Annotated in this window: 24 protein-coding genes; 6 read left to right on the forward strand and 18 right to left on the reverse strand. The window is 70.6% G+C overall.

What is annotated here, in order from left to right; genetic code table 11:
* The 3 genes from YWY_RS0105400 to YWY_RS0105410 all read right to left on the reverse strand — a co-directional run bounded on the left by YWY_RS0105400 (position 1) and on the right by YWY_RS0105410 (position 4495).
* Entirely contained in the window at positions 1-1980 is a 1980-nt protein-coding gene (locus YWY_RS0105400; protein ID WP_028846777.1) for an acetyl/propionyl/methylcrotonyl-CoA carboxylase subunit alpha, read from the reverse strand.
* Positions 1981-1982: 2 nt separating this feature from the next.
* A complete protein-coding gene (locus YWY_RS0105405) occupies positions 1983-3548 on the reverse strand; it encodes a carboxyl transferase domain-containing protein (protein ID WP_028846778.1) in 1566 nt (521 codons plus the stop codon).
* Between the two features lie 143 nt (positions 3549-3691).
* Positions 3692-4495, reverse strand: a complete 804-nt coding sequence (locus YWY_RS0105410; RefSeq protein WP_038044541.1) for an SGNH/GDSL hydrolase family protein — start codon at positions 4493-4495, stop codon at positions 3692-3694.
* Between the two features lie 133 nt (positions 4496-4628).
* Here YWY_RS0105410 and YWY_RS0105415 point away from each other — a divergent pair, with 133 nt between their 5' ends.
* Entirely contained in the window at positions 4629-5192 is a 564-nt protein-coding gene (locus tag YWY_RS0105415; protein WP_028846780.1) for an SACE_7040 family transcriptional regulator, read from the forward strand.
* Positions 5193-5241: 49 nt separating this feature from the next.
* Positions 5242-5697 carry a hypothetical protein gene (locus tag YWY_RS0105420; RefSeq protein WP_028846781.1) on the forward strand — a complete coding sequence of 152 codons (456 nt, stop codon included), beginning with the start codon at positions 5242-5244 and terminating at the stop codon, positions 5695-5697.
* Positions 5698-5863: 166 nt separating this feature from the next.
* Here the strand turns inward: YWY_RS0105420 and YWY_RS23970 are convergent, their stop codons facing one another.
* From YWY_RS23970 to YWY_RS20425, 3 genes are all read right to left on the reverse strand, one after another.
* Positions 5864-6145, reverse strand: coding sequence for a hypothetical protein (locus YWY_RS23970; RefSeq protein ID WP_156899111.1), 282 nt, complete (start codon positions 6143-6145; stop codon positions 5864-5866).
* Positions 6146-6234: 89 nt separating this feature from the next.
* Positions 6235-7059, reverse strand: a complete 825-nt coding sequence (locus YWY_RS0105430; RefSeq protein ID WP_028846782.1) for a PhzF family phenazine biosynthesis protein — start codon at positions 7057-7059, stop codon at positions 6235-6237.
* Between the two features lie 36 nt (positions 7060-7095).
* Positions 7096-8088, reverse strand: coding sequence for an adenylate/guanylate cyclase domain-containing protein (locus tag YWY_RS20425; RefSeq protein ID WP_245566564.1), 993 nt, complete (start codon positions 8086-8088; stop codon positions 7096-7098).
* A 210-nt stretch (positions 8089-8298) separates the two neighbouring features.
* On the opposite strand from YWY_RS20425, the gene YWY_RS0105440 reads away from it, so the two are divergent.
* From YWY_RS0105440 to YWY_RS20430, 3 genes are read left to right on the forward strand one after another with little or no spacing between them, the layout of a single operon-like run.
* Positions 8299-9099: a crotonase/enoyl-CoA hydratase family protein gene (locus YWY_RS0105440; protein WP_028846783.1), complete on the forward strand. Its 801-nt coding sequence runs from the start codon at positions 8299-8301 to the stop codon at positions 9097-9099.
* Between the two features lie 8 nt (positions 9100-9107).
* A complete protein-coding gene (locus YWY_RS0105445; RefSeq protein ID WP_028846784.1) occupies positions 9108-9317 on the forward strand; it encodes a hypothetical protein in 210 nt (69 codons plus the stop codon).
* Positions 9314-10255, forward strand: coding sequence for a hypothetical protein (locus tag YWY_RS20430; protein WP_051309791.1), 942 nt, complete (start codon positions 9314-9316; stop codon positions 10253-10255). Before YWY_RS0105445 ends, YWY_RS20430 begins: the two co-directional genes overlap by 4 nt.
* A 128-nt stretch (positions 10256-10383) precedes the next feature.
* Here YWY_RS20430 and hutI read toward each other — a convergent pair whose 3' ends face one another.
* The 12 genes from hutI to YWY_RS20445 form a co-directional block, all read right to left on the reverse strand.
* Positions 10384-11544 carry an imidazolonepropionase gene (hutI, locus tag YWY_RS0105455; RefSeq protein WP_028846785.1) on the reverse strand — a complete coding sequence of 387 codons (1161 nt, stop codon included), beginning with the start codon at positions 11542-11544 and terminating at the stop codon, positions 10384-10386.
* On the reverse strand, positions 11541-12836 hold the full coding sequence (locus YWY_RS0105460) for a formimidoylglutamate deiminase (protein WP_038044545.1): 1296 nt from the start codon (positions 12834-12836) through the stop codon (positions 11541-11543). The genes hutI and YWY_RS0105460 overlap by 4 nt, the downstream gene beginning before the upstream one ends.
* Positions 12833-14017, reverse strand: coding sequence for an allantoate amidohydrolase (locus tag YWY_RS0105465; protein WP_028846787.1), 1185 nt, complete (start codon positions 14015-14017; stop codon positions 12833-12835). The genes YWY_RS0105460 and YWY_RS0105465 overlap by 4 nt, the downstream gene beginning before the upstream one ends.
* Complete coding sequence (gene hutU / locus YWY_RS0105470; RefSeq protein ID WP_028846788.1) at positions 14014-15657, reverse strand: urocanate hydratase; 1644 nt, start codon at positions 15655-15657, stop codon at positions 14014-14016. The genes YWY_RS0105465 and hutU overlap by 4 nt, the downstream gene beginning before the upstream one ends.
* Complete coding sequence (hutH, locus tag YWY_RS0105475) at positions 15654-17264, reverse strand: histidine ammonia-lyase (RefSeq protein ID WP_084608988.1); 1611 nt, start codon at positions 17262-17264, stop codon at positions 15654-15656. Before hutH ends, hutU begins: the two co-directional genes overlap by 4 nt.
* A 529-nt stretch (positions 17265-17793) precedes the next feature.
* Positions 17794-18981: a malate dehydrogenase gene (locus YWY_RS0105480; RefSeq protein WP_051309794.1), complete on the reverse strand. Its 1188-nt coding sequence runs from the start codon at positions 18979-18981 to the stop codon at positions 17794-17796.
* The gene (locus YWY_RS0105485) at positions 18981-19604 is read right to left on the reverse strand and encodes a BMC domain-containing protein (RefSeq protein WP_028846791.1); all 624 of its coding nucleotides are present in this window, start codon (positions 19602-19604) and stop codon (positions 18981-18983) included. Before YWY_RS0105485 ends, YWY_RS0105480 begins: the two co-directional genes overlap by 1 nt.
* The gene (locus tag YWY_RS20435) at positions 19604-20989 is read right to left on the reverse strand and encodes an aldehyde dehydrogenase family protein (RefSeq protein ID WP_211227480.1); all 1386 of its coding nucleotides are present in this window, start codon (positions 20987-20989) and stop codon (positions 19604-19606) included. The genes YWY_RS0105485 and YWY_RS20435 overlap by 1 nt, the downstream gene beginning before the upstream one ends.
* Positions 20990-20991: 2 nt before the next feature.
* The gene (locus YWY_RS0105495) at positions 20992-22239 is read right to left on the reverse strand and encodes an NAD/NADP octopine/nopaline dehydrogenase family protein (RefSeq protein ID WP_028846792.1); all 1248 of its coding nucleotides are present in this window, start codon (positions 22237-22239) and stop codon (positions 20992-20994) included.
* A 28-nt stretch (positions 22240-22267) separates the two neighbouring features.
* Positions 22268-22552, reverse strand: coding sequence for a BMC domain-containing protein (locus tag YWY_RS0105500; RefSeq protein ID WP_028846793.1), 285 nt, complete (start codon positions 22550-22552; stop codon positions 22268-22270).
* A 58-nt stretch (positions 22553-22610) separates the two neighbouring features.
* A complete protein-coding gene (locus YWY_RS20440) occupies positions 22611-22946 on the reverse strand; it encodes a EutN/CcmL family microcompartment protein (RefSeq protein WP_051309796.1) in 336 nt (111 codons plus the stop codon).
* Positions 22946-24229, reverse strand: a complete 1284-nt coding sequence (locus YWY_RS20445; protein ID WP_169725214.1) for a glutamine synthetase family protein — start codon at positions 24227-24229, stop codon at positions 22946-22948. Before YWY_RS20445 ends, YWY_RS20440 begins: the two co-directional genes overlap by 1 nt.
* Before the next feature lie 117 nt (positions 24230-24346).
* On the opposite strand from YWY_RS20445, the gene YWY_RS0105515 reads away from it, so the two are divergent.
* Positions 24347-25486: an NAD(P)/FAD-dependent oxidoreductase gene (locus tag YWY_RS0105515; protein WP_169725215.1), complete on the forward strand. Its 1140-nt coding sequence runs from the start codon at positions 24347-24349 to the stop codon at positions 25484-25486.
* Positions 25487-25854 lie beyond the last annotated feature (368 nt).

Raw genomic sequence — 25854 nt, forward strand, 5'->3', positions numbered from 1 at the left:
TCAGTCCTCCTGCTCGGCATGCGGGGTCACCACGGCAAGGACTTCGTCCAGCGCCACCTTCTGTCCCGGGGTCACCGGCAATTCGGTGACGAAGCCGGCCGTCGGCGCGGTGATCGTGTGCTCCATCTTCATTGCCTCGACGACCAGCAACGGCTGGCCGGCTGCCACCTTCTCGCCCTGCTCGACGCGGACGACCAGCACGGTTCCCGGCATCGGGCTGGTGATCGGCCCGCCGGACGAATCGGTCGTCTCCTCCTGCGCCAGCAGCGAATGCTCACCGACCGCCCACACCCGGCCGTTGGCCGCAAGCCACAGGGTCTCGCCCTGCTGCAGCCGGGCGTAGGTGGTGGCTTCGCCTGCGTAGCGCACGCGCAGGCGGCCGTCGACCCACTCGGCGGATGCGCGCTGCGGCGGCGCGTCGTCGATGCTGACTTCCGCGGCCGCCGGGGTGCCGGTCACGCGCACCGTCGCCGCCCGGTCGCCGCAGGTGAGACGGAAGGCGGTGCCGGTCGCACCGCCCAGCCGCCACCCCGTCGGCATCTCCCACGGGTCGACCACCGGCCCGGTGGGCTGCATGCCCAGCAACTCGTCCATGGCGGCCGCCACCAGGACCGCGTCCGGAACCGGCTCCGCTTCCGTCAGCTGCTCCAACTTGCGGTCGACCAGCGCGGTGTCCATGCGACCGGCGACCACGTCGTCGTCCGTGACCAGCGCGTGCAGGAAGCCCACGTTGGTCGTCAGGCCGAAGATGGCCGTGCCCGCCAGCGCGTCGGACATCCTGCGCAGGGCATGCCCGCGGTCGTCCCCGTGCACGACGATCTTGGCCAGCATCGGGTCGTAGTCGGTTCCGACGACGCTGCCTGCCCGGATGCCGCTGTCCACGCGCAGCCACTCCGCGTCGGGGTGGTGCACCGCCAGCACCCGGCCACCGGTCGGCAGGAACCCGTTGGCCGGGTCCTCGGCATACACCCGTGCCTCGACGGCGTGGCCGGTGAAACGGATGTCGGACTGCCGCAGCCCCAGCGGTTCACCGGCGGCGACGCGAACCTGCAAGGCCACCAGGTCCAGCCCGGTCGCCAGCTCGGTCACCGGGTGTTCGACCTGCAGCCGGGTGTTCATCTCCATGAAGAAGAACTCACCCGGGTCGTCCGCCGAGACGATGAACTCGACCGTGCCCGCTCCCCGGTACCCCACGGCCCGGGCGGCTTCCACCGCAGCTGCTCCCATCCGCTCCCGGGTTCGCTGGTCCAGCAGCGGCGACGGTGCTTCCTCGACGATCTTCTGGTGCCGTCGCTGCAGGCTGCATTCCCGCTCGCCGAGGTGCACCACGTTGCCGTGCTCGTCGGCCAGCACCTGGATCTCGATGTGGCGGGGCGCGCTGACGAACCGCTCGGCCAGCAGCCGGTCGTCGCCGAAGGCGCTCCTGGCCACACGCTGCGCGGACGCGATCGCCTCCGGCAGCTCGGCAGGCTCGTGCACGACCACCATGCCCTTGCCGCCGCCACCCGCCGAAGGCTTGAGCAGCAGCGGATAGCCGATCCGGCCTGCGGCTTCGCGCAACTCCTCCGGCGACCCGTCGGCACCGGGGACGACCGGGACTCCGGCGGCGGCGACCGTGGTCTTCGCGCGGATCTTGTCGCCCATCGCCTCGATGGCTTCGGCGGGCGGACCGATGAAGACCAGCCCCGCGGCCGCGCAGGCGCGGGCGAACTCGGCGTTCTCCGCCAGGAATCCGTAGCCGGGATGGACCGCCTGCGCACCGGTCTCCTTGGCAGCGGCCAGCACCGCCTCGATGTTGAGATAACTGTCGCGCGCGGCCGCCGGGCCGATGCGGACGGCGACGTCGGCCTCCGCCACGTGCAACGCATCCGCGTCCGCATCCGAGTACACGGCAACGCTGCGGATCCCCATCGCCCGCAGCGTGCGGATGACCCGCACCGCGATTTCCCCGCGGTTGGCAATCAGCACGGTGTCGAACATGCTCACATCCGGAAGACGCCGTAGGAGATCGGTTCCAGGGGGGCGTGCGAGGCCGCCGACAGGGCCAGGCCGAGCACCATGCGGGTGTCCATCGGGTCGATCACCCCGTCGTCCCACAGCCTGGCGGTCGAGTAGTACGGATTGCCCTGCCGCTCGTACTGGGCGCGGATCTCGTCCTGGTCGACGTTGCCGACCGTGCCGAGCACCTGGGCCGCCTGCTCCCCACCCATGACGGAGATACGCGCGTTCGGCCACATCCACAAAAACCGCGGCGAGTACGCCCGCCCGCACATCGAGTAGTTGCCCGCACCGAACGAGCCGCCGATGATCACGGTCAGCTTCGGCACCCTGGCGCACGCGACCGCGGTGACCATCTTCGCGCCGTGCTTGGCGATGCCACCGGCCTCGTAGGCCTTTCCGACCATGAACCCGCTGATGTTCTGCAGGAACACCAGCGGGATCCGGCGCTTGTCGCACAGCTGGACGAAGTGCGCGCCCTTCAGCGCCGACTCGCTGAACAGCACGCCGTTGTTGGCCACGATCCCGACCGGGTGGCCGTGGATGCGCGCGAACCCGGTGACCAGCGTCGTGCCGTACTCGGCCTTGAACTCGGCGAACCGGGAGCCGTCCACGATGCGGGCGATGACCTCCCGCACGTCGTACGGCACGCGCGGGTCGGTCGGGACCACCCCGTACAGCTCCGCCGGATCCACGGCGGGCTCCTCGGTGGGCAGCACCTCCCACGGGCACTCCGGCCGCGGCCCGAGCGTGGAGACGATCATGCGGACCTTGCGGAGCGCGTCGGCGTCGTCCGCGGCAAGATGATCCGTCACGCCGGACTGGCGGGCGTGCACGTCGCCGCCACCCAGCTCCTCGGCGGTCACCTCTTCGCCGGTCGCGGCCTTCACCAGCGGCGGCCCGCCGAGGAAGATCGTGCCCTGGTTGCGCACGATCACCGCTTCGTCGCTCATCGCGGGCACGTACGCGCCACCGGCCGTGCAACTGCCCAGCACCGCCGCGATCTGCGGGATTCCGCGCGCCGACATGGTCGCCTGGTTGTAGAAAATGCGACCGAAGTGTTCACGATCTGGGAAGACTTCGTCCTGCATCGGCAGGAACGCGCCACCGGAGTCGACCAGGTAGATGCACGGCAGATTGTTGTGCAGCGCGATCTCCTGCGCCCTCAGGTGCTTCTTCACCGTCATCGGGTAGTACGTGCCGCCCTTGACGGTGGCGTCGTTGGCCACGATCACACACTCCCGGCCGGAGACCCGCCCGATGCCGGTGATGATGCCCGCGGCGGGCGCCTGGTCCCCGTACATGCCGTTCGCTGCCAGCGCGGACAGCTCCAAGAACGGTGACCCCGGATCCAGCAGCTGGTCCACGCGGTCCCGCGGGAGCAGCTTGCCGCGCGCGACGTGCTTGGCCCGCGCCTTCTCCGGGCCGCCCTGCCGGACCTGCTTGAGCCGGTCGTTCAGCTCGGCGACCAGCTCCGCGTGGCCGGCGGCGTTGCGCCGGAACTGCTCGTCGCGCGGGTTCGCCGACGACCTCAAGGTGGGCGCGTCCACCGGTCAGCCTCCGCTCACAAGGGTTAGCCAACGTTAACGTCGTCGCCGATGTTAGCGACCGCTAACGACACTGTCCACACCGGTGACGCAAAAGAGGGGCGCCCGCCAGGCAGGCAGGCGCCCCGCAGAGCCGACCGGAGCAATCAGGCAGCGGCCGTTTGCGAAACCGCGGACGCGAACGCCGGGTAGTAGGCGTTGCCGTGCCCCTTGGCGTTCGGGTGGTACGACTCCACCAATCTGCTCCAGACGATGCCGTTGATCCACTCGTCGGACGTGCAGACCTCGTGACCGGCGAAATCGTCGCGCACGTCGACATAGGTGAATCCGGCGGCGGCCGCGCGCGCCGCGATGATGCCGGAGAGCTCGTCGGCGGCGCTGTTCACGGCATTTCGCTTGGTACCGCTGAACCACCAGCAGCTTCCCGAGGTGAGCACCCGCGGATAACCCATCACCACGACCCGCGCGTTCGGCGCCTTCGCGCGGATCTCGGCGTACAGGGCGTCGAGCCTGCCGGGCAGCTCGGCCCGGGCGAATTCCCTGGCTTGGTTCACCCGGTTGACGCACGCACTGTCCGTGCCGACCGTGCAGGTGATCATCACGTCGGCGAAGCCGGCGTCGTTGCCGCCGATGGAGATCGAGACCAGGGTCGTCGCCGCCGACAGCGCGCCGAGCTGCTGGCTGCGGACATCCGAGGTGGTGGCACCCGAACATGCCGCGAACGTGAACGACGCCGGAGCGTTGGCATTCGCCCAGCGCTGCGGGTACGCGTTGGCGCTGCGGTAGCAGTCCCCTCCGGAGTAGGAACCGGCGCCGGTGCCCGAAGCGTAGGAATCTCCCAGCGCGACGTAGTTCTCGCCGGCCGCATAGGCCGGAGACGCCACGATCGCGCCGGCAACCGAGAACAAGGCGGCCGCGGCCAGAGCGACGACTGGGCGGATGTACCGCATGTGTCCTCCTGGTGGCAGTGGGTAACTGGGGAGCGAGGCCACTGTGGCACCACAGGTGCGGCCGGGGTACCGCCGTTTCGCCAAACCTTTTCCCGGTTAGCGAGCGCTAACTTGATCGCGCTAGGATGTTCCGATGACTGCCACTCGACGTGACGAGATCCTTGCCGCGGCGGCCGAACTGTTCGCGCGGCACGGCTTCCACGGAGTCGGCATCGACGACATCGGCGCCGCCGTCGGCATCTCCGGCCCGGCGCTGTACCGGCATTTCAGCAGCAAGGACGCCCTGCTCGGGGAAATGCTGACCAGCATATCCAAGGATCTGCTGGAGGGCGGGTCGGCACGGGCCGCGGCGGCCGCCACCCCGGCGGAGGCGCTGCGCGAGCTGGTGGCCTTTCACACCGATTTCGCGTTGAACAACCCGGCGCTGATCACGGTGCACGAGCGTGACCTGGGCAATCTGCGGGACGCCGACCGGCGCGAGGTCCGCACGCTGCAGCGTCGTTACGTCGAGGTGTGGGTGCAGACCATCCAGGCCGCCTACGAAGGCGTGGACGAGGAGCGCGCCAGGGCCTGCGCGCACGCGGTGTTCGGCCTGATCAACTCGACCCCGCACAACCGGTACCTGAGCAAGCCCGAGCTGGCCAGGCTGTTGTCCGATCTCGCCCTCGGTGCACTGGACGCGGTAGCGGTCGGCTGAGCGCAACCCGACCCTCGGGGACTACCAGCACGGTGGCCCCTCGTGTTTGATGGTGCCCGTGAACGCGGAGTTGACCGAACAGGCCAGCCTGGCGTTGGCCGCCGCCCGCCGGGGCGACGACGACGGCGCGATGCTGCACGCGTCGACCAACCTCGGCGAAGTCGTCATGCTGCTGTTCTCGCAATGCAGCGCGATGGTGTCGGCACTGGGCAACGGCGGGACGACCCCGGTCAGGGTGCAGGTCTTCGACTCCGACGGCGCCGAGGTCTCCATCGACCAGGCGGACCCGCCGGTGCGCACGGCGGTGCGCACGCTGCTGGCCCAGGTGCACGGCAACGCCGACGACGCCCGGGAGCAGGTGGAGATCGCGCTGCAGCAGGCTGCCCCGGAAGAGGTGGCCAGCCTGGTCCTGCAGGCGCTGCGCTGGACGATCCGGCTGGCGAGCGAATGCATCGAGCGCGGCTTGCCGCTGCCGCAGTGGGTCACCGACGCCATGGGCGTGTAGCTGCCGAGGGCCCGCAAGACGGGTGTCCCGGCGGACGGACCGGCCCCGATCACCGTGCCGGCGACACGAGGGGCTGGAGACGCGCTTCGCTGCACGTCCCCGGACACCGGGCAGATCAGTGATCGCGCATTGTCAGCAAGGGCCCGGCAGACGAAACCGTGCGCGGTCACCGCAGTGCCGATTTCGGATCGAAGCTGCCCCGGCCAAGTTCCTTCTTGTGATTGCCCTTGAACGCGGTGACGATAATCGGTTCCATCCCACGGTCGCCGAGCGGACGGAAGTTCAGCCCTTTCGTGACGACGCACTGGCTGACGGCTCTCGTGACGACGCACTGGCTGACGGGGCGATCCGCACCACTACGGCAGCAGAACACACATGCAGTGGGCGGAAATCCCGAAACACGCGGCGAACGCAGAAAAAGGACGGTCGAGAAATCCGGTGATTCCACGCTGCCGAGCCACCACACCCCGTGCCGAGGAGCTGTCCAGCACCGGGTCTACAGCAAGTCGTCGGCGACCCACCGCCGGGGCGGGGAGGTCAGAGCCGAACCGTTCCGCGCACACAGGTCACGGTGCCTCCGGCGACCCAGATCTGCCCGTCCTCCTGCGTGATGGTCACGCGACCACGCCTGCCCAGGGCAGTCCCTTGCGATGCCACGTACGGCGCGGTCAACCGGCCGGACTCCAGCAGCCAGCTGGCCAGCGACGCGTTGAGACTGCCGGTCACCGGGTCTTCCACGGCCACGCCGTTCGCCGGGAAGAACGCCCGCACCTCGATCGCGGCCGGCGCGCCTTCCGGATAGGGACCGACGACGCCGATGTCGTACTCCCCGATCAGCCCAGGCTGCAGCGCCAGCACACGCTCGGCATCAGCAAGCAGCACGGCCACCCAACCCGGCCCGTTGTCCACCCACTGCGCGTCGACGATCTCCGCACGGTCGATGCGCAGAATGTCCGCCAGCTCGGCGATCGTCTCCTCGTCGACGGGCCCCGACCGCACCAGCGGCGGTGCGGCGAACGCCAGCCCGGCCTCCGTGCGCCGAATGCGGACCAGGCCCGCCGCACATTCCTGCGTGATCACCTCGGCCGAGTTCCCGGTGTGTTCCAGCCATGCGTGGCAGGTCCCCAGGGTGGGGTGACCGGCGAACGGCAGCTCGACGGACGGCGTGAAGATCCGCACCCGATAGTCCGCGTCCGGGCTGCTCGGTGGGAGCAGGAACGTCGTCTCCGACAGGTTGGTCCAGCCGGCGAACCGTTGCATCTGCTCGGTGGTCAGGCCTTCTCCATCGAGCACCACGGCAACCGGATTGCCGCGGAACGGCTCGTCGGCGAAGACGTCGACCTGCATGAAGGGGCGCGTCATGCGCTCGAGCATGCCAGACGACGGTGCTGAGGCCGGCTATTGCGTCGGCACCTTCACGGCAAAGCGCTTCAGCCTGCTGTAACCGCGGACGGAGACCGGCCGCAACGGGCGCACCTGATACGGAGCGTGCTCGCCAAGCGCCTCGGCCAGCCCCTCGTCCACCACGATGGTGCCCGGCCGGGCGGTGGAGGTGAGCCTGGCCGCGATGTTGACGGTCTTGCCGAAGACGTCGCCGAGCCTGCTGAGCACCGGCCCGAAGGCCACACCCACACGCACGTCGGGAATGTCGTCGTCCTCGGCGGCACGACGGGCGAACTCGGCCGCGATCTCGACGGCGTCAGCGGGAGTGTCGGCGACGAACATCACCTCGTCGCCGATCGTCTTGACGATCCGGCCGTGTCGCTCGGCGACCACCGCCGACGCCAGGGCTTCGAACTTGTCCAGCACTTCCGACAGCTGTTCCTCGTCGATCCGCCTGGTCAGCCGGGTGTAACCGACCATGTCGGCGAAACCGACGGCCAGCGCGCCCGTGTCGTCTTCCCCGGCGTCGAAGGCGCGCGCCGCGTATGCCGCCAGATGCCGTCGCCAGACGAACGTCTGCAGCTGCTCCAGCAACGGCATGACCGTGTCGAGGAACATGACCAGCCGGTCCTCGTCGGCCAGCAGTTCGGGGTTCTTGTCCAGCAGTTCGCGTACCAGCTCGATCTGCCACTCCGCCAGCCGCGACAAGTGGTGTCCGACGGCGCGGGTCACGGCGACATCCATGCCCGCGGGCACGACCCCGGTGGCCAGCAATTTCTCTGCCAGCGCGGCCGCGGCCACGTCGTTGTCGGTGAACAGCACCTCCTCGTCGCCTGCGGTGGCGAAGCCCAGCGACCGCCAGCGGCGCTGGGTGACGTCCGCAGGCACGCCGGACAGCTCGGCGACCTGCAGCCGGTTGTACTTGCGCGGGCCACCGAGCAGCAGTTCGTCGATGCGCCGCCTGGTCCGTGCGCTCAACGGTGCGGTTCCCGCTCCGGGATCGTCCACGCTGCCTCCGCTCGGGTGTCGGAGCGTTGTCGCGCCGACCATAACGCTTGATCCGCTGGTCCCCTCCGGTTCATCACCCAGCAGGCGGACCGGTTCGTCGCTGTGCGTTTTGGACATGTGTCCAACGGCACCCGGCGGATGCCCGGTTCCGCGGGCGCGGCGGCAGCATACTGTTGACCATCTGACGACGAGCTCGAGGAGCGCGCGACGATGAGCCACCGGGTGCACACCGAGGTCAAGGACCGGATCGCCTACGTGACCATGACCAGGGGCGAGAAGTACAACGGCCTCGATCTCGACATGTTCCACGCGCTGATCGACGCCGCCCGGGGGCTGCGCCGGGACCGGGACGTGCGCGCAGTGATCCTGCGCGGGGACGGCCCCGCCTTCTCCGCGGGGCTGGACTTCAAGTCGGTGGGCAAGCAGCCGACGAAGTTCCTGCTCAACCTGTTCCGCTGGCCGTGGCAGGAGGCCAATCTGTTCCAGCGCGCGTGCTGGGAGTGGCGCACCCTGCCGGTTCCGGTGATCGCGGTGCTGCACGGCAAGTGCTACGGCGGCGGCCTGCAGCTGGCGCTGGCCGCCGACTTCCGGTTCGCCACCCCGGACTGCGAACTGTCCATCATGGAGGCCAAGTGGGGCCTGATCCCGGACATGACCGGATCGGTGACCCTGCGCGAGCTGGTCGGCATCGACGTGGCGAAGCGGCTGACCATGACCGGGGAGTTGTTCGACGGGCGCACGGCCGCCGGACTCGGGCTGGTCACCGGGGTCAGCGAGGACCCGCTGAAGGACGCCGAGGAGCTGGCCGGGCAGATCGCCACCCGCTCCCCGGACGCCGTCGCCTACACCAAGAAGCTGTTCCATCGCACCCGGCACCTGTCACCGCGCGCCGCGCTGCGCCTGGAGAGCAGGCTCCAGCTGCGGCTGCTGCGCGGGGTGAACCACAAGATCGCCCGCACCGCCGGGATGGCCAAGCAGGTTCCGCAGTACGTCCGCCGGACGCTGAGCTAGGAGACGGCATGAGCCGTAAGCCGCTCGACCAGCGGGTGAAAGGCGGCCTGCCCGCAGGCATCGCCGCGCTGAGCGAGGAGCACCAGCAACTGCTGTCCGACGCCATCGGGGCGGCCCGCCGAGAGCAGGCGGAAGCGCTCGCCGCCGCGGCCGAGGACAGCCTGCGCCACATCCCACGGCTGCTGCGCGGCCCGGTCCGTAAGGCGGTGGGACTGTGACGGGTGCTGCCGCCGTGCACGAGCGGGCGGAGATCTTGCGGCTGGCCCGGCTGCTGCGGAAGCAGCCGGAGGAGCTGGCCTTCCTGCTCGAGGTCGACGACGCGGACCTGCGGGCATTCCGCGCCCAGGTCACCGAGTCGTTGTTCGATGCGTACGGTGACGCGCTGCGCCGGCTCGGCGCGGCCGCCAAGCTGATCCCCAGCCCGATCATCGCTTTGGTCGGCCAGAAGGCGTTCGGCCCGCTGCTGTGTGCGCGCATCGCCGGGGAACTCGACCCCGGCAAAGCGGTGGACATCGCCAAGCGCTTGTCGGTGACGTTCTTGGCCGACGTGGCCGTCGAGCTGGACCCGCGGCGGGCACAGCGGATCATCGAGGCACTGCCGACCCAGACGATCGTGTCCACCAGCGTGGAACTGGCCGACCGCGGTGACTGGATCACCCTGGGCGCCTTCGTCGGCTACCTGCCCGTGGACAAGCTCCGCCACTGTCTTCGCGCCCTGTCCGACGAGCACATCCTCCGCACGGCGTTCGCCGTCGACGACGAAGGCGCGATCCCGACGGTGATCGACGCGCTGGCCGCCGACCGGCTGAAGTCCCTGCTGCACACGGCATCCGAGGCCGGATTGTGGCCCACCTTGCTGCGGGACATCGCCGGGCAGCTGCGCGAGGACCAAACCGCGGAGGTCGCGGCCCACCTTGCCGACCTCGGCGACGACGTCCTGGCCGAAGTCCTGGAGGTGGCCGCCGAGCACGGGCTGTGGGAGCCGTTCCTGCCGATCGCCGCGGAACTGCCGCAACAGTCGCAGCAGGCACTGGCTGACGCCGCCGGCCAGCTGAGTTCCCATGCTCGATCCGAGTGCGCTGAGCTCGCCGGCCGCCTCGGGATCCTCGACCGGCTCGGGCCGCTGGCCGAGACACTGCGGGAATCCGTGAGCTAGTTCTGGTCATACCGGAGCACGCAGGCTCACCGCGATCAGTGAGTGCACGGTCACAGCGCCACTTCAACCGACGGGACCGTGCGTATCGTCACGACGGGTCGACATCGACACCACGGAGCGCGGCGGGCTCACACCACGCGCTGACCACGGCGCCAGACGGCCCAGGTCAGCGGCACCCCAGGCCGGTAGGCGAGGTGGGTCGCCGAGGGGGCGTCCAGAACGTGCAGGTCAGCACGAGCGCCAGGCCGGATGACGCCGACGGCGCCGTCACCGGCGTCCGCACGCAGGGCCCGCGCGCCGCCACGCGTAGCGGCCCACACGGCTTCTTCCACGGACATGCCCATCTGCAGAACGGCCGTCGCCACGCAGTAGGCCATCGACGTGGTGTACGAGCTGCCGGGGTTGGCGTTGCTGGCGATGGCCACGGTTACGCCCGCGTCCAGCAGGCGCCGCGCCGGAGCCAGCGGCTGCCGGGTCGACAAGTCGCACGCGGGAAGCACGGTCGCGACGGTGTCGCTGGCAGCCAGTGCCGCCACGTCCTCGTCGCTGAGGTGCGTGCAGTGGTCGACGCTTGCCGCGCCGAGCCGCACCGCAAGCTGCACGCCGGGCCCCTCCCCCAGCTGATTCCCGTGCACGCGCAGGCCGAGCCCTCGCCGTTTCGCCGCCTGAAGCACTCGCTCGGACTGGTCGGCGTCGAATGCGCCGGTTTCGCAGAACACGTCGGCCCACCGCACATACGGTGCGACGGCGTCCAGCATCGGGCCGCACACGACGTCCACGTAGGACTCTGCGGACTCTCCGGCGGGCACGATGTGCGCGCCGAGGAAGGTCACCTCGTCGGCGACGTCGGCCGCGATCCGCGCGGACCGGGCTTCCTGTTCGACGGTGAGCCCGTACCCGGTCTTGGTCTCCACATAGGTCGTGCCCTGGCGGACAGCCTCGTTCACCAGCCGCCGGAGATTCCCAGCGAGTTCTTCGTCGGACGCCGCTCGCGTGGCCTCGACGGTGACGTTGATCCCGCCCGCCGAATACGCCTGGCCAGCCATGCGTGCCTCGAACTCTGCGGTGCGGTCACCGGCGAAGACCAGGTGCGTGTGCGAGTCCACCCACCCGGGCAGCATCGCCCGCCCACCGACGTCCACCCGCTCGTCGGCCACCGGTTCGTCGGCGCTGCGGCCGACCCACACCACGCGTTCGCCATCGACGACCACCGCGGCCTCGGTCAGCCGGCCCAGCTCGGGCTCGTTGGTCGTCAGTTCCGAGATTCCCGTGATCACGGTCGCGGTCACAGCAACTCCCCGATCGCAGCGGCCAGCTCCGCGGCGGGCCGTTCCACCCGTTGATGTCTGCCTTCGTGCACCGTCCACTCCCCCGCGATCATCACGTGCCGCACCTCCGCACCGGTCGCGCACAACGGAACGCCAACGGGCTCACTGCCCGCCGTGCGCACGGACTCGGTGTCGATCACGACCAGATCCGCTTGCCATCCCGCGGCGATCTTGCCGACCTCGGGCCAGCCGATCGCCTCGTGCCGAGCCGCCGCCGCGACCAGCTCACCGGGAGTGAAATGACCTCGCGACTCCGTGGCGAGCCGCTCGTCCGCCTCCAGCGCCAGGATCTCGGCGAACGGGTCGACCACGGCGTGCGAATCCGATCCCAGGCTCAGCGTCGCCCCGGCGTCGGCCAGACGGCGGGCCGGGCCGATGCCGTCACCCAAGTCCCGTTCCGTCGTCGGGCAGAAGCAGACACCGGAACCGCTCAACAACGCGACGTCCTTGTCGGTCAGGTGGGTGGCATGGACGGCGACGAAATCGTCGCGCAGCACGCCCAGATCAGCCAGCAACTCCGACGGGCTGCGTCCGTGAACACGCCGGCATGCCTCGTTCTCCGCACGCTGCTCGGACAAGTGAGCGTGCAGCGGACGACCCGAGGCCCACGAGGCCACGACGGGAATCTGTTCGGCGGGTACCGCCCGCACCGAATGCACCGCGGCGCCGACACGGACCAAACCCGAGGGACGGAATTCGTCGACGCGAGCCGCCCAACGCTCGGCATCACCGTCGGAGAAGCGGCGCTGAGCGGGTGAGAGCTCGCCGCCTTCCAGCCCCGGCGTCAAGTAGCAGGTGTCGAGCAGCGTGAGCCGGATTCCCGCCTCGGCAGCCGCCTGCGCCAGCGCGTGCCCCATCTCGTTCGGGTCCGCGTAGGGACGGCCGCCTGGTGCGTGGTGGAGGTAATGGAACTCCCCGACGCTGGTGAAGCCCGCGAGCACCATCTCGGCGAACACCGCCCGGGCCAACCGGCGGTAGGTCTCCGGTTCCAGTCGCTCCGCAACCGCATACATGCGCTCGCGCCACGTCCAGAACGTGCCGCCGTCGGCGTGCGTGCGGCCACGAAGCGCGCGATGGAACGCGTGCGAGTGCGCGTTGGCGAAGCCGGGCAGGGTCAGCCCGGTCAGGACGGTGCCCTCGCGTGGGGCACCCGGCTCGACGGAGGTGATGCGGGAGCCGTCCACGGTGATCGCGACACCGGGTACCGGCCCGTCCGGCAGCCAGGCGAACTCGCACCACAACCGTTCGTTCATCCAGCCAGCTCCTCCAGCACGGCGGCCAGCGACTCGACACCAGCGGCACAGTCCTCGTCGGTCGCGAACTCTTCCGGCGCGTGCGACACCCCCGTCGGATTGCGCACGTAGAGCATTCCGGCAGGCACGTGCGCGGCGAGCACTCCGGCATCGTGCCCGGCCCCCGTGGGCAGTACCGGCACTTCGCCCAGCACGCGCTGGATCCGCTCCCGCAGCTCGGCGTCGAAGGTGACCTCGCCGCTGAACGATTCCTCGCGCACTTCCACCTCGCACCCTTCCTCGGCGGCCGCCAGCCGGGCCGCCGAGATCACCTCGTCGACGGCCTCCCGGGTGCTTGGCTCGCTCGCCGAGCGGGTGTCGAGCCAGAGGTCCACACGCCGCGCGATCACGTTGGTGCCACCGGGCACGGGCACCAGGCGGCCGACCGTCGCGCGGGTCCCGGCCCGCGCCGCCGACCGGGCCGCCAGCACGGTCCGGGCGGCGGGCACCATCGGGTCACGCCGATCGCCCATCAACGCGGTCCCCGCGTGATCACCCCGCCCGACGAAGCTGAGCCGCCAGCGCCCGTGCGGGTCGATGGTGGAGCCGATCGCGACCGGCTGCCCCAGCGGTTCGAGCGCCCTGCCCTGCTCGACATGCAGCTCGACGAAGGCCCCGATCATCCCCAGCCGGTCCGGGTCGGGCCCGACACGCGCCGGGTCGATCCCTGCCCGACGGGCCGCCTCCGCGAACGTCACACCATCGGCGTCGGTCAGTGTCAGCGCCCGTTCGGGCGCGATGGCACCGGTCAGCAGTCGTGAGCCGAGGCAGGCCACGCCGAACCGCCCGCCTTCCTCTTCGGCGAAGACGACCACAGCGAGGGGCCGGCGAGGGCGGAATCCCTGTGCCCGCAGCCGGTCCACCGCCGCCAGAGCGGATGCGACGCCCAGCGGTCCGTCGAACGCGCCGCCGCCGGGGACCGAGTCCAGATGGCTGCCGGTGACGACGGCGTCCGGCCCGGGCCGACCCCACCAGGCCCAGAGGTTGCCGTTCCGGTCCTGCTCCACGTCGAGGCCGCGCCGCTGCGCCTGTTCGGTGAACCAGGCGCGCAGCTCCAGCTCGGGGGCGGTGAACACGTGCCGGGAATAGCCGCCCCGGAAGCGGTCGGCGCCGACACCTTCGAGATCCCGCAGCAGCGTCATGCCATCGGCACCCGGACACCACGCTCGGCCGCCACCTGCTTGGCCTCGGGATACCCGGCGTCGACGTGCCGGACGACCCCCATGCCGGGATCGTTGGTCAGCACGCGTTCCAGCTTCTGCGCCGCCAGTTCCGTGCCGTCGGCCACCGTCACCTGCCCGGCGTGGATCGACCGGCCGATGCCGACCCCGCCACCGTGGTGAATGGACACCCACGTGGCGCCCGACGCGGTGTTGACCAGCGCGTTCAGCAGCGGCCAATCCGCGATGGCGTCCGACCCGTCGGCCATCGCCTCGGTTTCCCGGTACGGCGAGGCGACCGAACCGCAGTCCAGGTGATCACGGCCGATGACGATCGGCGCCGCCAGCTCGCCGGAGGCGACCATCTCGTTGAACCGCAGCCCCGCCAGGTGGCGCTCGCCGTAGCCGAGCCAGCAGATGCGGGCGGGCAGCCCCTGGAAGGCCACCCGCTCACCGGCCAGCCGGATCCACCTGGTCAACGCCTCGTTCTCGCCGAACAGCTCGAGGATGGCGCGGTCGGTGGCGGCGATGTCGGCCGGGTCACCGGACAGCGCCGCCCAGCGGAACGGGCCCTTGCCCTGGCAGAACAGCGGCCGGATGTAGGCAGGCACGAAGCCCGGGTAGTCGAAGGCCCGCTCGGCGCCACCGAGTTCGGCTTCGCTGCGCAGCGAATTGCCGTAGTCGAACACCTCGGCGCCGCGGTCCAGGAAGCCGACCATCGCATCGACGTGCTCGGCCATGGACTCGCGCGCTCGATCGGTGAACTCGTCCGGCTTCGCGGCCGCGTAGTCGTCCCAGTCCTCCAGCGCCACCCCCTTCGGCAAGTACGACAGCGGGTCGTGCGCCGAAGTCTGGTCGGTGACGACGTCGACCTCGACGTTGCGGCGCAGCAGTTCGGGCAGCACCTCGGCGGCATTGCCGATCACGCCGACCGACAGCGGCTTGCGCTCGCGCTTGGCCGCCTCGGCCCGCGCGATGGCGTCGTCCAGGTCGTCTGCGATGACGTCGAGGTAGCGTGTCTCGACACGACGCTGAGCACGCGCCGGGTTGACCTCGACGACCAGCGCCACCCCGCCGTTCATCGTGATGGCCAGCGGCTGCGCACCGCCCATGCCGCCCAGGCCGGCGGTCACCGTCAACGTCCCGGCCAGCGAGCCGCCGAACCGCTTGGCGGCCACCGCGGCGAACGTCTCGTACGTGCCCTGCAGGATGCCCTGCGTGCCGATGTAGATCCACGAGCCCGCGGTCATCTGCCCGTACATGGTGAGGCCGAGAGCGTCGAGCCGCCGAAACTCCGGCCAGGTCGCCCACTCCGGCACCAGGTTCGAGTTCGCGATCAGCACCCGCGGCGCCCACTCGTGGGTCCGCATGACTCCCACCGGCTTGCCGGACTGCACCAGCAGCGTCTCGTCACCGGCCAAGGTGGTCAGCTCGCGGGTGATGGCGTGAAACGACGGCCAGTCCCGCGCCGCCTTGCCGGTGCCGCCGTAGACCACCAGGTCCTCCGGCCGCTCGGCGACCTCCGGGTCCAGGTTGTTGTGCAGCATGCGCAGCGCGGCTTCGGTCTGCCAGCTGCGCGCGGTCAGCGTGGAGCCCCGCGCGGCCGTGATCTTCCCCGTCATGCGTTCCCTCCCAGGTGTGGTGACACCGCGTCGAGCACGGCACCCGACGCGATCAGCTCTTCGGCCGCGGCGATCTCCGGGGCGAGGTGCCGGTCGGGGCCAGCCCCGGGCACCCGCTCGCGCAGCAGCGCCACGGCGGCGCCGGTCGCAGCGGCTGGCTCGAGCGGTTGGCGCAGGTCCAGCGCTCGTGCCGCGGTCAGGTACTCGACGGCAAGCACCGTGGTCAGCCCACGCACGGCCCGGCGCAACTTGCGTGCGGCCGACCACCCCATCGACACGTGGTCTTCCTGCATCGCCGACGAGGGGATGGAGTCCACCGATGCCGGGACGGCCAGCCGCTTCAACTCGGACACCACGGCGGCCTGGGTGTACTGCGCGATCATGTAGCCGGAGTCGACGCCGGGGTCGTCGGCCAGGAACGGCGGCAGGCCGTGCGAGCGGGCCACGTCCAGCATCCGGTCGGTCCGCCGCTCAGCCATGCTCGCCACGTCGGCGATCGGGATGGCCAGGAAGTCCAGCACGTACGCGACGGGCGCGCCGTGGAAATTGCCGTTGGACTCGATCCGGCCGTCGTCGAGGACCACCGGGTTGTCGATCGCCGAGGCCAGCTCGCGTTCCGCGACCGTGCGGGCGTGCGCGACCGTGTCGCGGGCGGCACCGTGCACCTGGGGAGCGCAGCGCAGCGAGTACGCATCCTGCACCCGTGGGTCCTCGGGTCCGCGGTGGCTGGCCACGATCGGTGAGCCGGCCAGCAACGCGGTCATCCGCGCCGCGGAGTGAGCCTGGCCGGGGTGCGGGCGCAGTGCGTGCAAATCGGCGGCGAACACCCGGTCGGTGCCCAACAGTGCCTCGACGCTCATCGCAGCCGTGAGATCGGCGACGTCGAGCAGCCGCGACAGGTCGGTCAACGCCAGGGCCAGCATGCCGAGCATGCCGTCGGTGCCGTTGGTTAGCGCCAGGCCTTCCTTCTCGGCCAGCCGGACCGGCTCGATCCCGGCCTCGGCCAGTGCATCGGCGGCGGGCCGGCGATGGCCTTCTGGGTCGAACACTTCCCCCTCGCCCATCAGGGCCAGCGCCACGGCGGCCAGCGGTGCGAGGTCGCCGGAGCAACCGAGCGAGCCGAACTCGTGCACGACCGGGATCAGGCCGGCATTCAGCAGTGCAGCCAGCGCTTGTGCGGTTTCCGGCCGGACGCCGCTGTGCCCGGCGGCGAGCGTGCGCAGGCGAAGCAGCATCATTGCGCGCACGACTTCGGGTTCCACCGGGTCCCCTGCCCCGGCGGCGTGCGAGCGGATCAGCGAGCGTTGCAGGTCGGCGCGCCGTTCGACCGGGATGTGCTTGGTGGCCAGCGCGCCGAAGCCGGTCGACACGCCATAGGCGGGACGGCTGGCCGCGGCGTGGGCGTCGACGTGGACTCGGGCCGCTTCGATGCGCTTGACGGCCTCGTCGGTCAGCTCGACCTTCGCTCCCCCGCGCGCGACCGCGACGACCTGCTCGACGGTCAGCGGCTCCGGCCCGACCGGGATCACCGTGCCGGACGACGCTGCGGGCGACGCGACCGGGATCTGCCCGGTCGGCTCTGACGCGGGCGACTGTGCGGACGACATGCCCCCATTGCACTCCCTGCCGCCGCTTCTCTCACCCACGGAACGACGTCATGTGTCTGAGATACCAGACGTTCCCCGGCAGAGGGCAGGAAACCGTGATGGCGCCGGGACACGTCAGGGACCGTGGCAGGCCCATGAAGGCGTCGGCGCTCGCCGCGCTCCGCCACGAACCAACCGGAGGCAGCGCGCCAAACCCGCCGCGCACACCCAACCAGTCAGCCGGACGCCACCCGCAATCCCGCCACACACCGTCCACGAACCAGCCCGACACAGCCGGCGATCCCGCCGCACACCACCAACGAGCCAGCCGGACGCTGCCCGGAAACCCCGCCGCACCTCACCAGGAAGATTGCTTCGTGCGTGACGCCAGCACCGGCAGGCGCCCGCCGCTGCGCGCCTCAGCCCGGTTTCCTGCTGCGCTGTTGCAGGCACGCTCGCAGTGCAGCCGGGACTCTTCACGAAAGGCCGGACGCTGAGCTCGGCGCCCGAGCCACCGGCACCGGGGTGCGGCCGGGCTCCAGGCGTACGGTCAGGATTCGGTCGCTATCCCCAGCCGCTGCTTGATCGAGGCGGCCGCCTTGCCGAGCGCGGCGAGCTCCGCCTCGTCCAGCCGGTCCTCGATGATCTCGACCACGCCGGTCCGGCCGAGCCGGGCCCGGACACCCAGGAACACACCCTCCAGGCCGTACTCGCCGTGCACCATCGCCGAGACCGGAACGGGATCGGCGATGGCGCCGCGCATCGCCTCGAGCACTTCGATCACCGCATGCGCCGGAGCGATGAACGCCGACCCGGTCTTGCGCAGGGCGACGACCTGCGCACCGCCGTCGATGGCGTCCCGGACGCAGGCCTGGATCTTGTCCTCCGGCAGCACCTCGCGGACCGGCCGTCCCTTGATCGTGGCCGTGGAGACCACCGGAACCATCTCGGCGCCGTGGCTGCCCAGCGCGACCGCGGACACATCGGCCGGGGAAACCTTGGCGGCTTCCGCGAGCGCGTTGCGGAACCGGCTGGAGTCCAGCGTGCCCGCCATCCCGAGCACCTGCTCGTCCGGCAGACCACTGGCCCGCCACAACTGGTAGGTCATCTCGTCGACCGGGTTGGTCACCACGATCACCACGGCGTTCGGCGCGTGCGCGGCGATCGCTTCGCCGACGTCACGCACCACACGTCCGTTGATCTCCAGCAGGCCTGCCCTCGTCATGCCGGGCGACCGCGGCCGGCCTGCCGTGACCACCACCGCCTCGGCGCCCGCCACCAGCTTCAGCGACGTGCCGCCTTTCGCCCTGGTCCGCGAGCCGGTGATGCCCGAGGCGTGCTCGATGTCCAGCGCCACCGACGCGGCCAGGCCCGGCACGACGTCGATCAGCGTCAGTTCGGCGGCCATCCCGGACATCGCGGCCAGATGCGCCGCCGTCGTGCCGACCATGCCCGCTCCGACGAAAGCGATCCGGGTGAACCGGGTCGGAGCCAGCCCGGGCCGCCGCGGCGGAGCCACCCACCGCGGGGATCGCCGCACCAGCGTGCGGGCGACCGCCCTGGCCGGGTCGATGCCGGGAGCCACCGGGTGCGGTGGTTCCCCGTAGCGCACCGGCAGCCCGAACCGGTCGGCGATCTCCAGCGCCTGCGGTGTCACGATCGCGTCGGCCGGCACCTGGAGTTTCCGCTCCCCGCGCTTGAGCGCGGCACGCACGTCGTGCTCGGAGACGATGGGCATCAGCTGCCCTCCATGCCCTCGAGACAGTTCACCGCGGCACCGACCGCGGTGCGCACTTCCTCCTCCGACCCGGACAGGAACAGCCGCCCGAACTTGCCGACGGCGCGCACCTCGACCAGGTTGATCGAGGCGTACTTCTCGGCCTCGTTGGCCGCGGCGGCGATGTAGGCGGCGGGCGAGCACTCCACGATGCCCAGCGTCTCCCCGGGCACCAGCATCGTGCCTTTCCGCCACTTGTTCAGCAGCTGCGCCTGGTACGGCTCGACGGACGTGATGATCTGGCTGCTCTCCACCACGGGAGCCTTCCGGTCGGACACCTTCAGCCCGGTGTGCGCCAGGATCGCCTCGCGGGCGGTGATGATCTCCGAGTTGTGCGGCGAGCGCAGGATGAAGAACCCGTACTCGCGCTCCACGATCTGCGTGCTCGCCTCCACCTGGGCGGCCTTGAGCGCGACGTCGACGATCCGGAACACCTCGTTGCCCGGTCCCAGCTCGCCGACCAGGACGGTGTCCCCGGCCAGTGGGATCGAGCCCTGCACCGTGGCGCCGTTGTAGGCGGCGAACTGTGGCTGCAGCCGGTCGATCTGGACCAGGGCGCGCAACTGGAAATTGGTCTGAGCCATCAGGGCGTCCTCTCGAACATCTCGGCAAGCGAGCGCCACGGCCGGGACTCATAGGCGATCCGCTTGATGTTGATCAGATGCATCGCGGTGACGTTGTCGGAGGTGATCGAGCCGGACAACGTGCCGGTGCCGAGCATGAAGCTGGGTTCGACGTCGGCGGAGAACCCGATGCCCGCGTGCATGCACGGGACGTTCACGAACACCCGCCCGGCGGGCAGCGAGGAGAACTTCGCCACCACCTCGGAGTCGGCCGCGTGCAGCGCCGCGGAGTGGCCCTCGCCGCCGAAGCGAAGCACCTCGTTGGCCAGCCGGTAACCGGCGTCGGCGTCGTCGACCTCGTAGAAGGCCAGCACTGGGCTGAGCTTCTCGGCGGACAACGGATGGCTGCGCCCCACCTTGTCCTGGTCGGCGACCAGCACCCGGGTGCGCGGCGGCACGGAGAAGCCGGCCCGTTCGGCGAGCGTGGCCGCGGACTGACCGACGTTCTCCGGGACGATGCCCAGGTCCTTGGTGAACAGCACACCGGCCAGCGCCTCGGCCTCCCGGCTGGTGCAGAAGTAGGCACCGTGACGGCGCATCTCCTCCCGCAGCCTGCCCGCGATCCGGCGGTCGGCGATGATCGCCTGCTCGCACACGCAACCGGTGCCGTGGTCGAAGTCCTTCGAGGTCAGGATCGCGTCGGCGACCTCGGCCAGCTCGTCGGCCTTGGAGCGGTCGACGTAGCACGGCACGTTGCCCGGGCCGACCGCGATCGTGGGTTTCCCCGACGAGTACGCCGCGCGGACCATCCCGGCGCCGCCGGTGGCCAGCACCACCGACGTCCGGTAGTGCTTCATGAGCTCGGTCGTGCCGTCGATGCCGGCCTTGGACATGCACTGCACCAAGTGCTGCGGCGCACCGGCCTGAACCGCCGCATCAGCCATCACGGTGGCGGTTTCCAGCGACGACCGGGCGCCACGCGGATGGGGCGCGCAGACGATCGCGTTGCCCGCCTTCACCGCGGACAGCACCTTGAAGATGACCAAGGCGGTCGGGTGGGTCACCGGGATCAACCCGGCGACCACGCCCATCGGCTCACCGACGGCCACCACCTTGGTGGCCTCGTCCCGCCACAACACCCCCAGCGTGGTGACGTTGTCCAGCCACTTGCTGACCACGCGCGAGTTGTAGAGGTTCTTCAGCCGCTTGTCCGCCACCTTGCCGTAGCCGGTTTCGGCGTGCGCCATCTCGGCGAGCCTGCCTGCTTCGCGCTCGGCCGCCCGGGCCATCGCCCGGACGATCGCGTCCACCTGATCGGGCGTGAAGGAGCGGAACTTCAGCCATGCCTCGTACGCCCGCTCGGCACACCGGCGTGCCTCCGCGATGCTCTCCAAGTCCTCGTACACCGTCACACCTTCCGCCAGGTCGTCGCATGCGGTCGCCGTCCGGAGGCGGTCGCCAGGCGGCGCCGGAGTTCTTCGGGGCGCTGACCGGCCAGGCCCAGGCCGCCGAGCGTGCGGCCTTGCCGGGCGAAGTCGGCGCCCGCCAAGCTCGAGGCCAAGGCGATCATCGTGTCGGTCACCGGGGTCGGAACGCCGGCGAGGCGGCCCGCGTCGGCCAGCGGCACCAGCGTGAACGGCACGTCGTCGATCACCCGCGGGCCGGAGCCGGTCACCGCCGCGAAGTCGTCGAAGACCTCCAGGTCACGGATGGCGCGGCAGACGTCCTCGTCCGGGTCGTCGCGGACCTGAGGGCTGTCGCCGTAGGCGGTGCGCAGCCAGGTCGCGGCCGGTGGCAGGTCGTGCACGCCGAAATGGAACGCCACCGCACGACGTTCGCGGTCGAGATCGGCGATCACCGTCTCGGACAGCCCCGGCACGATCAGGTCGCGCAACAGCACTTTCTGGCGCCGGTCGCCTTCCAACGCCGCCGTGTTGGTGAGCAGCGGGGCGACGGTGACGACCCCGGTCACCGAGCTGAACGCGGTGACCAACGGGCTGTCGACCGCACGCAGCATCGGCAGCAGCTCACGCAACCTCGCCGTGGTCGGCTCTGCCGCCTCGACCGGCAAGGTGGCCAGCGCGACCTGCCGGGCGAGCGCGTGCACGTGGATCTGGGCACCGTCCTGGGTGGCCAGGTACGGCGCCACGTCGAGGTCGGCGACGGTCACCTCGGCCGAGCACAAGTGCATGTGCAGGGCACGGGCGAAATCGACCGCTCCCAGGAAACGCCCTGGCACGAGCACGACGAGCTGGCCGTCCTGCAGGCTGGAGGCCAGCAGCCCGGCGTAGGTGGCATGCGCCGCCGCCGGCGTGGCCACGAAGATCACGTCGGCGTCGCGGATCGCGGCATCCGCGCTGGCGGCCAGCCGGATCCGCGGTGTCGTCGCGGGTCCGTCACCGACCGCGTAACTGCCGATCAATCCGGCGCCACGCACGGTGATCCCGCCCGCGGCCGCCAGCGCGGACAGCTCGTCGCCGTAGACCGAGTGCAGGCTCACCTCGGCTCCTTCGGCCAGCGCCTGGCAGGCCAGCAGCTGGCCGACCGGGCCGGCCCCGAGCACGGCCACCCGGGACGGCTTCGGCGGCGTGGTCTCCGGTGGCGCCGCGTCGCGCCCGAGCGCGTCGAGCATCGCCCGGAACTGAGCGTCGGACATGGGGGAACCTCACTGAGCGGACGGGTGCTTACGCGGCAGGCAGGATCGACGCGATGCCCTCGTGCGGCCGGGCGATCACGTGCACCGACAGCACCTCGCCGACCTTGTTGGCCGCCACGGCCCCGGCGTCGGTGGCCGCCTTCACCGCGCCGACGTCGCCGCGCACGATGACCGCGACCAGCCCGCCGCCGACCGCCTCCTTGGCGACCAGCTGGACGTTCGCCGCCTTCACCATGGCGTCCGCCGCTTCGATCGCGGGCACCACGCCGCGGGTCTCGATCATGCCGATCGCCACCTGGGGAACTTCAGCCATTGTCATTACCTCTTCCGGTCGGTGTTGGATGTGCTTGCGAAGGGGGTCTGAAGGCGGTTCACGAGGCTCGTCCGGCAGCGCGCGCACGGGAGCGGCGGGGGGCCGAGCCGGTGTTCGCGCGCGGCGGGTAGCCGACGGCGAGCTCGTCGACGATGGCCACGATGGACAGGTCCGCGGCCAGTTGCCTGGTCTGCGACGGCTGGCGCGCGGCCGAACCGCGAACCATCAGCACCAGCTCGCCGGGGCCGGAACCGGTCACGTCCAGCGCGACCTCGACCGGCCCGATCAGCTCGCCGTGCTCGTCGGCCCGGCGGACGAGCGCGAACTTCTGCCCGGCCAGCGACGGCTCCTTGACCGTGGCGGTGCACTGGCCGACGACACGAGCGAGCTCCATCAGAACACCTCCAGGTACCGGTCGCGCTCGATGTCGGAGACCCGGAGCGTGCAGTACTCGTGCTCGTGCATCGCGATCCCGGCGGTGACCGCGACCAGCAGGTCGCCGAAGACCTTCCTGGCCAGGTCCGACTTGCGCAGCGCCTCGACGGCCTCCGGTACGTTGCGGGGCAGCAGCGGGGCGTCGGTGACGGCGTAGGCGTCGGTGTCGGTGGCCGGGCCCGGCTCCATGCGGTGCTCGATGCCGTGCAGGCCTGCGGCGATCTGCGCTGCCATGATCAGGTACGGGTTGGCATCGGCGGAGCCGTCGCGCTGTTCGATCCGCACCGCGTTGTCGCCGCCCTCGATCACCCGGAGGGCCACGGTCCGGTTGTCGTGGCCCCATGTCGCGTTCTGCGGGCAGAACGAGTACGGCACGCGGCGCTTGTAGCCGTTGGGGGTCGGCGTGCCGAACAGCGTGAGCTCGGCCATGTGGTGCTGCAGGCCGCCGAGGTACCACCGTCCGACGTCGGAGAGCTTGCCGCCGTCGGAGAAGACGTTCTTGCCGTCCCGCCACAGCGAATGGTGCAGGTGAACGCCGCTGCCGGACTGGTCGTAGTCGATCTTGGGCATGAACGTGGCGAGGTAGCCGCGCTGCTGCGCGATCTCCTTGACCGCGTTGCGGAACAGCACCGCGTTGTCCGCGGTGCGCATCGCCTCGTCGTAGCGGATGTTGACCTCGATCTGCCCGGGCGCGTACTCGGTGTTGCACGCTTCCACCGGGATGCCGAAGTCGACGAGGTGCTTGCGCATCGGACCCAGCACGTCCTCGTATTCGGCGCCCCTGGCCAGCCCGTAGCACTGGATGTCGTGGTGCTTCGGCCGCTTGGTCACCGGATCGAGCAGGTAGAACTCCAGTTCGAAACCGATCCGGACTTCGAAGCCCATCGCGGCGGCCTTGCCGAGGACCTTGGCCAGCACGTCGCGAGGTGAGACAGGCAGCTGCTGGCCGTCCTCGTCCTTGGTTTCGCACAACACCATGACGGCTCCCGGCCGCCACGGCACCGGACGAAGGTCGCCCGTCGGCACCGCCTGCATGTCCGGCCAGCCCTTGCTCGGGTCCAGCCATTCGTCGTCGTCGCGGATCTCGCAGCGGGGCGTCCAGGTGTAGATGACGCTCGCCATGTGGATGCCGTTCTCGGCGACGTGAGGCCAGGCGGAGGCGGGAACGCGCTTTCCGCGCAGGATGCCGAAGGCGTCGGGGACGGCCAGCTCGACGGTGTCTGTTCCTTCTGGAAGTTGCATGCCCTGCACCTCTGGAGGGTCGCCTGCTGACAGGATCGGCATTAACGTATACGGTATTCGAAACCGAGGCAAGGGTCATCGTCCAGCCCGATGCCGGATCCGAGGGAGCGACCGAACATGGCACGTCGAACCACAGCCGTGGTGGTGGGCGCCGGGGTCGCCGGCACCACCACAGCACTGAGCCTGCGCCGCGAAGGCCTCGATGTGACGCTGGTGGACGCCTGGGAACCGGGCCATCCCGGCGCGGCGTCCGGCGGCGAGCACCGCATCCTGCGGTCGAGTCACGGCACCGACGAGTTCTACGCGCAGCTGAGCAGGGAAGGCAGGCTCGGCTGGCTGGAACTCGGCGAGCAGACCAGCGAGGAGCTGTTCGTGCAGTGCGGAGCGGTGATGCTGGCCAAGGAGGGCAACACCGCGTGGGAGGACGCGAGCAAGAAGACGCTCGAGCGGCTGGGCATCCCGCACTTCGTCGCCCCGGCTCACGAGCTGCCGGTGCGGCTTCCGGTCATGAAGGCCGACGACATCGCCTACGGACTGTGGGAGCCCGAGGCCGGATTCGTCTACGCGCAGCGCGCGGTGCAGGCCGCCGTCCGCCAGTTCCTCCGTGAGGGCGGCAAGCTGCGCCGCGCTCGGGTGGTGACCGACGAAGCCGAGCGCCCGCTGCTCGACGGCAAGCCGATCGCCGCCGACGTGGTGGTCATGGCGTGCGGCGCCTGGATGAGCGGGTTGTTCCCGCGCACGCTGCGCCGCCACCTGGACGTCGTCCGGCAGAACGTCATCATGATCGCCACCCCGCCCGGCGAGACCGGCTACGACCACACCGAGTTCCCGTGCTGGATCGATCATGGCAACGGCGCGTACGGCATCCCCGCCGCCGGTGGCTTCGGATTCAAAGCGGTCCTGGTCTGGCGGCAGCTGCACATCGACCTGGACCGGGAGGACCGGATCGTCGACGAGACGTCCATCGCACGGACCCGTCGCTATCTGGCCGCCAGGTTCCCCGGGCTGGCCGATCAGCCGATCAGCCAGATGGCGGTCAGCCAGATCGCCAACACCGCGGACACCCATTTCATGATCGACCGCCACCCGGAGCACCGTGGGATGGTGCTGGTGGCCGGGGACTCCGGGCACCTGCTCAAGCACGGCATGGCCATCGGCCGCTTCGTGGCCGGGCTGGCGCTCGAGCGGCACGAGACGGACGAGCGGTTCCGCATCCGCGACCGCAGCTCCGTGGACTTGGCCAGCCGCCCGCAGTAGCGCTGGGGAGAACGGGCGCCGGCTCGCACCGGCTCCGGGTCCCTCCGTTCACGGACCTGAGGGCCGCTCGGCAGGCCTGCCGCTCCCGGTCAACCACCCACAAGAAGCCAGGGCAAGGCACCCACCCAGCCCCGCAACCAACACGACAGCCCGGCACCCCCGGCCCCACCAACTCGCCCGCTCCCGGTCAGCGACCCGCAAGAGCGCAGAGCACACCCTCGAACCGGCCCGGTCACAGACCCGGCAGGCCCCATCGAACCTCCCACATCCGGCCAGGCGTCCGCGGGAGACCAGCGCTTCGACCCTGTCCCCTGCCCACGGACCCGGCAGGCCGGTTCACCGTACCCAGGACCGGCTTTCTCTGCTTC

The organism is Thermocrispum agreste DSM 44070, from assembly GCF_000427905.1.
GTDB lineage: Bacteria > Actinomycetota > Actinomycetes > Mycobacteriales > Pseudonocardiaceae > Thermocrispum > Thermocrispum agreste.

What these genes read in the sequence shown, in the direction of transcription:
- YWY_RS0105440 (WP_028846783.1), top strand. Translation starts at nt 8,299, where the DNA reads ATGAGCCACCGGGTGCACACCGAGGTCAAGGACCGGATCGCCTACGTG.
- YWY_RS0105485 (WP_028846791.1), bottom strand. Translation starts at nt 19,604, where the DNA reads ATGGCTCAGACCAATTTCCAGTTGCGCGCCCTGGTCCAGATCGACCGG.
- YWY_RS0105495 (WP_028846792.1), bottom strand. Translation starts at nt 22,239, where the DNA reads ATGTCCGACGCTCAGTTCCGGGCGATGCTCGACGCGCTCGGGCGCGAC.
- YWY_RS0105415 (WP_028846780.1), top strand. Translation starts at nt 4,629, where the DNA reads ATGACTGCCACTCGACGTGACGAGATCCTTGCCGCGGCGGCCGAACTG.
- YWY_RS0105500 (WP_028846793.1), bottom strand. Translation starts at nt 22,552, where the DNA reads ATGGCTGAAGTTCCCCAGGTGGCGATCGGCATGATCGAGACCCGCGGC.
- YWY_RS0105515 (WP_169725215.1), top strand. Translation starts at nt 24,347, where the DNA reads ATGGCACGTCGAACCACAGCCGTGGTGGTGGGCGCCGGGGTCGCCGGC.
- hutH (WP_084608988.1), bottom strand. Translation starts at nt 17,264, where the DNA reads ATGTCGTCCGCACAGTCGCCCGCGTCAGAGCCGACCGGGCAGATCCCG.
- YWY_RS0105400 (WP_028846777.1), bottom strand. Translation starts at nt 1,980, where the DNA reads ATGTTCGACACCGTGCTGATTGCCAACCGCGGGGAAATCGCGGTGCGG.
- YWY_RS20440 (WP_051309796.1), bottom strand. Translation starts at nt 22,946, where the DNA reads ATGGAGCTCGCTCGTGTCGTCGGCCAGTGCACCGCCACGGTCAAGGAG.
- YWY_RS0105430 (WP_028846782.1), bottom strand. Translation starts at nt 7,059, where the DNA reads ATGACGCGCCCCTTCATGCAGGTCGACGTCTTCGCCGACGAGCCGTTC.
- YWY_RS0105410 (WP_038044541.1), bottom strand. Translation starts at nt 4,495, where the DNA reads ATGCGGTACATCCGCCCAGTCGTCGCTCTGGCCGCGGCCGCCTTGTTC.
- YWY_RS0105445 (WP_028846784.1), top strand. Translation starts at nt 9,108, where the DNA reads ATGAGCCGTAAGCCGCTCGACCAGCGGGTGAAAGGCGGCCTGCCCGCA.
- YWY_RS0105460 (WP_038044545.1), bottom strand. Translation starts at nt 12,836, where the DNA reads ATGAACGAACGGTTGTGGTGCGAGTTCGCCTGGCTGCCGGACGGGCCG.
- hutU (WP_028846788.1), bottom strand. Translation starts at nt 15,657, where the DNA reads ATGACGGGGAAGATCACGGCCGCGCGGGGCTCCACGCTGACCGCGCGC.
- YWY_RS0105420 (WP_028846781.1), top strand. Translation starts at nt 5,242, where the DNA reads ATGGTGCCCGTGAACGCGGAGTTGACCGAACAGGCCAGCCTGGCGTTG.
- YWY_RS0105480 (WP_051309794.1), bottom strand. Translation starts at nt 18,981, where the DNA reads ATGCCCATCGTCTCCGAGCACGACGTGCGTGCCGCGCTCAAGCGCGGG.
- YWY_RS0105465 (WP_028846787.1), bottom strand. Translation starts at nt 14,017, where the DNA reads ATGACGCTGCTGCGGGATCTCGAAGGTGTCGGCGCCGACCGCTTCCGG.
- YWY_RS20445 (WP_169725214.1), bottom strand. Translation starts at nt 24,229, where the DNA reads ATGCAACTTCCAGAAGGAACAGACACCGTCGAGCTGGCCGTCCCCGAC.